Origin of the sequence: Mesorhizobium sp. LNJC405B00 (assembly GCF_000502615.1) — a bacterium.
GTDB lineage: Bacteria > Pseudomonadota > Alphaproteobacteria > Rhizobiales > Rhizobiaceae > Mesorhizobium.
The window spans coordinates 1-4336 of record NZ_AYWC01000050.1; the positions used below are offsets into that span (position 1 = coordinate 1).

1 protein-coding gene and 4 pseudogenes are annotated in these 4336 nt (G+C 58.8%); 3 read left to right on the plus strand and 2 right to left on the minus strand.

Translation table 11 applies throughout. The features are described 5' to 3' along the window. Positions 1 to 276, plus strand: a pseudogene (locus X756_RS1000000168490) (transposase); the annotation flags it as partial. 238 nt (positions 277 to 514) lie between these two features. On the opposite strand, the gene X756_RS136350 reads toward X756_RS1000000168490, so the two are convergent. After that, positions 515 to 1864 carry an aspartate aminotransferase family protein gene (locus X756_RS136350; RefSeq protein ID WP_023731958.1) on the minus strand — a complete coding sequence of 450 codons (1350 nt, stop codon included), beginning with the start codon at positions 1862 to 1864 and terminating at the stop codon, positions 515 to 517. Positions 1865 to 2377: 513 nt separating this feature from the next. On the opposite strand from X756_RS136350, the pseudogene X756_RS136345 reads away from it, so the two are divergent. Beyond that, a pseudogene (locus X756_RS136345) lies at positions 2378 to 2913 on the plus strand (helix-turn-helix domain-containing protein); the annotation flags it as partial. 260 nt (positions 2914 to 3173) lie between these two features. Here X756_RS136345 and X756_RS1000000169620 read toward each other — a convergent pair. After that, positions 3174 to 3311 (minus strand): annotated as a pseudogene (locus X756_RS1000000169620) (IS110 family transposase); the annotation flags it as partial. A 157-nt stretch (positions 3312 to 3468) separates the two neighbouring features. Between X756_RS1000000169620 and X756_RS01000000166455 the strand changes: the two are divergent. Continuing rightward, positions 3469 to 4336 (plus strand): annotated as a pseudogene (locus X756_RS01000000166455) (transposase family protein); the annotation flags it as partial.

A 4336-nucleotide genomic window follows, 5' to 3' on the forward strand; every position in this document is an offset into this window, starting at 1 on the left:
ATCCGCGCCTGACAGGCTGGGCCGAGGATGCCATCGAACAAACCCTGACCTTCTTCAGGCTGCCGAGACAGCACCCACAAGCATCTCAAATCCACCAACATGCTGGAGCGGCTCAACGAGGAAATCCGCCGGCGCACCTATGTCGTTCGCATCTTCCCCAATACCGAAAGCTGCCTGCGCCTGGTCAGGGCGTTGGCCGTCGAGACCAATGAAAACTGGATGGAGGCCAACCNCCTGCGCGAGCACAAGAAGCTCGCTCTGCGCCAAGCCGCATGACCAGCATCATGGCCGCCCCTTTTTGCAGAACTTGACGCACACAACCCTGTCAGAATGCAGGTCGCTATCCACCTCCTCATAGGATCTCGCGAGACGCGGTGGCGGGCTTGGCTTAGACAACCGAATCCGACGGCGAACCAATCGCTTAGGCTACATTCGCCAGCCTCTTAGACGGGTCGTCGTTCATAAGACGGGCTAGCGACCGATAACTTTGCGATGCCTTGTCGAGGTCCGCCAATCAAGCTGCTTCGAGCATCTGGGCGGCTTCGCGAACGGACATCACCATTTCGTCAATATGTTTGGTCGACATCGGAGTGGACAAGCACAGTTGGCAGGTTGGCGAGACGATCACACCTCTTTGCTGTAGAGCCCGAATGAGGATACCCATTTTTTTTTGCTGCTCGGGCGCTGCGTAGGCCTCACGGTAATCTTTGGGAGCTTCAGGCCGCAGGTGTATGCGAAACATAGACCCCATCCCCGTCACCGAGTATGGAAGGCGCTCCTGACAAAACATCTCGGTCAGCGAAGAGCGGGCGTATTCGCCCAAGTCATCGAAACGTTGAAAACTTTGCTTTGATAGAGATTGCATTGCGGCAATGCCTGATGCCATGGACACCGGATTGGCACTGAAGGTGCCGGACTGAGGGACGCGGGGCTTGCCGTTCCTCGGATCAAAGGCAAGCATGAATCGGGATGGGCCTCCGACCGCGCCGATTGGCAGGCCGCCACCAATGATCTTGGCAAAGGCACAGAGGTCCGCCTCGAACCCGAATCGGGTTATGGCGCCGTGATACGACAGCCGAAAGCTCATCACCTCGTCAGAGATCAGAACTATGCCGTGTCGGGCCGTGAACTCGCGCAGAAAGGCAAGATAGGAGGGGGCTATGGGTGCCAATCCGGCACGTTGCGGAAGAACATCTATGATGACCGCTGCGAGCGTGTCCTTGTGCTCTTCGAGAATTTTCCGGCTTGCTCCAAGCTCGTTGAATGGCAAGACGACCGTGTCGGAGGTTGGGGACTCAGGGGTACCCACACAATAGCGTATCGCGTTCGGGGCCGACCGAGGCCCCCAGTTCGTCGGAACGGAATCGAGGCTGACTTCAATTGGATCATACCCCCCATGAAAGGCGCCTTCGAGCTTGGCAATTTTCGGCCTTCCCGTTAAGGCACGCGCTGCCTTAATAGTATACATGACCGCTTCAGTCCCTGAGTTCATGAAGCGGACCTGATCAAAATAGGGGACCCTGCCACAAAGCAACTCTGCAAATTCAACTTCCAGCTCCGTCGGCCCACTGAAGCTAACGCCAAGTTCCAGTTGATCGCGAAGCCTGTCCAACACCGGTCGATAACCGTGGCCGTGGATCAGGGCGGTGAAGTTATTCAGGAAATCGAGATAGGTGTTCCCATCAACATCGACGAGATGAACCCCTGTGCCTTTTGCAAAATATATCGGGTGAGGGCGCTGGAAGACAGCCAGACGAGCATTTCCTCCAGTTATTACGCGCTGCCCGCGTCGAAACAGTTCGGCCGAACGGAAGAGGCTTCGCCCAGTTGAACTGGTATTTTGGTCAATGTTTGTTGACGACATGACGTACCTGTCTCCTATCTCGTCTTTAGTTCGCGCTCCGAAGAAAAATTAGAATTGTCGATAGAAAAACTAGAACTAGCAATCTCCTATAGACTGAGCAATGCGCCAGTTGGCGCCGGCGCTGAGCTGCACGACGGAATCCGATCTCTGTCGCAGTCACGATCCAAAGTGTAGTCAGCAGAGGCGCGATGGTCACGTAAAGGTTTTCTTGCAACACTGTGAAGAAGGCAGGCATGACGGGCAGCAGGGCGGGCGATCTCCCTCTTCGTTCAGCCCGCTGCTTTCCTGCGCTGGCTCCCACTCTGACGTGTGTTTGCTCGCATCCAGGCATAAAATAGCCGATCATTCGTACAGAGAGATAGTGAGTCTTTGGAAGAAAAAGATCGTCATGATTTGAGCCTTTGCGTGAGGCGAATGTGGGCAACTAGAGCACGTCCTGTGATCGATGAATCGATTGTGATGTGACGGCCGCGTTTTGTGCTGATTCAACATCCACCTCGATGGAGGTGGACGATGGGAAGAGCATTGAGCGGTGATCTTCGGTCGCGGGTCTTGAAGGCTTCGGACGAGGGCATGTCGGCGCGGCAAGCGGCGGCGCGGTTCGGCGTGGGAGTGTCCAGCGCGATCCGCTGGATTGCGCGGGCGAAGATCGGCGAACTGGCGCCACGCCCGCAGGGCCGCCGCCGCGCCTCCAGCCTCGATGCGCATGAAGCCTTCATCGTCGGGCTGATCGAGGAGCGCAAGGACATCACGCCGAACGAGATGGTGGAGCGGCTCGTCGCCGAGCAGTCAGTGCGGATCAGCCGCAGCGCCTTGAGCGCCTGGCTTCGCGGTCACGGCTGGACATTCAAAAAAAGTCCGCGCACGCACTGGAGCAGGGTCGCCTCGACATCCTGAAGCGGCGCCGGGACTGGTTCGACGGCCAGCTCGATCTTGATCCGGCGAAGCTCGTGTTCATCGATGAGACCGGCCTCTCCACAAAGATGGCCCGCCTGCGTGGAAGAGCGCCGCGCGGCGAGCGCTGCCGGGCCGGCGTGCCGCATGGCCATGTGTGGACGCCCCCTCGGGCGCAAGAAGAATCTTTGGTACAGGCTGCTGCGCGTGATCGGGTGCTGCCATGTGTTCGGCCTCTCTTGCGGCTCGTCATGGCCGCGCGCCCGTATGGGAGTTCGAGGATCAGGTCCACATCACTGGAACGCGCTGGAAGCGCTCCCCATGCGCCTGGTTGTCCTGATCCCGCCTCACCGACGTTGCGCCATACCTGTCCTTTGACCTCCTCACGCCGCCAACGGCCTCGCGCCCGTCCCGCTCAAGCGGGCACGACCGGAGCCCGATAGCTTTCTCCCTTCGTTAACAGCGCCCAGACTATTCGGGCGTTCTTGTTCGCCAGCGCCACGATCACCAACATCGGCGGTTTGCGCTCGAGCATCCGGCCGAGCCAGGATCCTTTAGGCACCCCTTTGCGCTTGGCCCACCGCACCACGGCGCTCGGTATAGCGCGGCGATCTGGGAGAGACCTCGCATTGCCTCGCCTGAACTGCTCCCTAAAATTGGTTTGTTGCCTCATCTAGTTTGCTCCCGAATCAACAACTCCGGGAGCTGTGATGAGGAAGGTGAGCATGGCGACACGAGCGGAATTGGTGGCGGCGATCAGTGGACGCTATGTTTTAGGCGGGCGGGCCGAAAAGGCGAGGATGTTGGACGAATTCGTGGCCCTCACTGGCTTTCATCGCAAGCATGCGATGCGACTGCTGCGAGGAGACTGCGCGCCGGCGAAGAGTGGTCCTCGGCCGGGGCGGCGGGTTTACAGTGATGAGGTGCGCGCCGCTCTCGTCGTCGTTTGGGAGGCATCGGATCGAATCTGCGGGAAGCGACTACACCCGCTCTTGCCAAGCCTGATCGAAGCGATGGAACGCCACGGACACGGCGCTATGGATAGCGAGACGCGCCGGCAATTGTTGACGATGAGCCCAGCGACGATTGATCGCGTTCTCAAGGACATTAAGGCGAGTGCCAGCGGGCCGCGGCGGCGGAAAGGATCAACGACGATCCGGCGTAGTGTTCCAGTTAGGACTTTCTCGGATTGGGATGACCCCGCACCGGCTTTGTCGAGGCGGATCTTGTTTCTCATTCCGGCCCATACGCGAAGGGCGCCTTCTCGCAAACCCTGGTGTTGACTGATATCGCCACGGGCTGGACGGAATGCGCGCCGCTGCTGGTTCGCGAGCAAACGGTCCTGATCACTGCGTTGGCCGAACTGCGCAAGTTGCTGCCGTTCCCGCTGCTGGGCTTCGACACCGACAACGACAGCGTCTTCATGAACGAGAGCGTTCAGGAGTATTGCTTGCGTGATAATATCGAACTCACCCGTTGCCGCCCCTACCGGAAGAATGACCAGGCATTTGTCGAGCAGAAGAATGGCGCGGTCGTGCGTAAGATCGTTGGATATCGACGCTTCGAGGGACTGCAAGC